This is a genomic window from Aeromonas sp. s9, from assembly GCF_040907765.1.
In the GTDB taxonomy this organism is placed as follows: Bacteria; Pseudomonadota; Gammaproteobacteria; order Enterobacterales; family Aeromonadaceae; genus Aeromonas; species Aeromonas caviae.
Window position 1 is genome coordinate 1 of sequence record NZ_JBFOCK010000052.1, and the last position, 1,869, is coordinate 1,869.

Here is a 1,869-nt window from a genome sequence, read left to right on the forward strand (position 1 = left end):
TCAAGGCATTTACGGGAGAAAAAATCGGCTCAAACATGAAGAAATGAAATGACTGCGTCAGCCGAGAAGAATTTCCCCGCTTATTCGCACCTTCCCAAGGTAGAGAGAACAATCAATTTCCATAGTTCAGCGCGAAAGTGGTGACACAACAAAATCCTTTGATCTATGTCTCATTTTTATAAAAATGAGGTAACTATTTCAGAGACCCGAGACAGAGATCCAAGTAACCCCAAAAAAAACCAATCAAGATGAGACTCCTACGACAATCACCATGTTAGGGAGATAACTATGCCATGTGCATGCTGTGATAAAAGGTTAAATAATGGAATGATTCATAAAGTGGACATCCACAATAAAGAGTATAAATCTTGTCCTAACTGCTCCAAGACAAATGGGAATGAACATGTCTTTCATAAATATCCAGATGCTTTTGGACAAACAGATGCTCGCATTACAGTGAATAATCCAAATGGTGACCAAAGCTACTGCACAGAATGTCGAACATTAGACATTGGGGAGCCATCAAGAGTACACTCCCGTGGCCTTCTCTGTAGCCAACTAGAATCTATATGATAAATTTTTTTCAAAACGATGCTGTTGAATGGCTGTCAACGCTCGCTGATGCGAGCGTTGACCTTGTCATAACTGATCCACCTTATGAGTCTCTAGAAAAATATAGGAAAATTGGTACAACAACCCGACTAAAAGTGAGCGAAGGTTCAAGTAACCAATGGTTTGATATATTTCCCAACGAAAGATTCGAAAGTCTACTCCATGAAATATATCGAGTTCTTAAAAGAAACTCCCATTTTTATCTCTTCTGTGATCAAGAAACAATGTTTTATGTAAAACCGATTGCAGAAAAAGCTGGGTTCAAATTTTGGAAACCTATAGTTTGGAATAAAATGGCTATAGGTATGGGTTATCATTACAGAGCGAAATATGAATTCATCCTTTTTTTTGAGAAGGGAAAGCGCAAGCTAAATGACCTCAGCATCCCTGACGTCATTGAATGCAAAAGGATCCATAGAGGTTATCCAACTGAAAAGCCTGTCGATTTATTAGAAATATTGATATCACAGAGTTCCAATGAAAAGGAAACTGTTATTGATCCATTCTTTGGCTCTGGCTCAACCTTGATAGCGGCTAATAACCTGTCCAGAAATGCACTAGGGTCTGATATATCAAGCTCTGCCCACAGTCATTTAAATGCGAGACTTAAAAATTTGGTAACTGCTTGAACAGCCTCTCACCCTTAGAATTCACTTTGCGAATAATTAAAATAAAACCCACCAATTAAACAGGTGGGTTTTATTTCGGACTAGTTAGACTGTACAGATCTAGTTATCACCTGACACCGGCCTCAAACCGGTGTCTTGTTTACGCTACTTTAGTGCGCACTTCCTTCGGTATCAATTTCAGACCCTTCTTGAACATGCTGTAGGGGGTCTGACCCTCCATCATCCTGCCCTGATGTGGCCGCTGGGTGTTGTAGTGTTCCAGGTAGCTATCCAGGTCTGTCTGCATCTGTTCTACCGACTCATACCAGGTCGTTCTCCCCTTGATACGGAAGTGTTCATCCAGCAGTGTGCGATGCAGTCGCTCGATAAAACCGTTGCTCTGCGGCCTGCGTACCTTGGTTGTCCGGTGTTCAATTCCCTCCAGTTGCAGAAACAGCTCGTAGGGATGATGGTCTGGGCGCCCACAGAACTCGCGCCCGTTATCTGACAGGATGGTATAGACCCGAGCCTCATGGGCTTCGAAGAACGGCAGTACCGTTTCGTTGAGCACATGGACCGAGGTCACCGGCAGCTTGCTGGTGTAGAGCCGTCCCCAGGCGTGGCGGCTGTAGCAGTCCAGTACGGTTTG

The 1,869-nt window shown here is 43.2% G+C and carries 1 protein-coding gene and 1 pseudogene; one reads left to right on the forward strand and one right to left on the reverse strand.

Annotation, left to right across the window (positions count from 1 at the left end; translation table 11 throughout):
* Window positions 1-569: 569 nt before the first annotated feature.
* Complete coding sequence (locus AB5Y54_RS10515) at window positions 570-1,241, forward strand: site-specific DNA-methyltransferase (protein WP_200164224.1); 672 nt, start codon at window positions 570-572, stop codon at window positions 1,239-1,241.
* Window positions 1,242-1,380: 139 nt separating this feature from the next.
* Here the strand turns inward: AB5Y54_RS10515 and AB5Y54_RS10520 are convergent.
* A pseudogene (locus tag AB5Y54_RS10520) lies at window positions 1,381-1,869 on the reverse strand (IS481-like element ISAs19 family transposase); the annotation flags it as partial.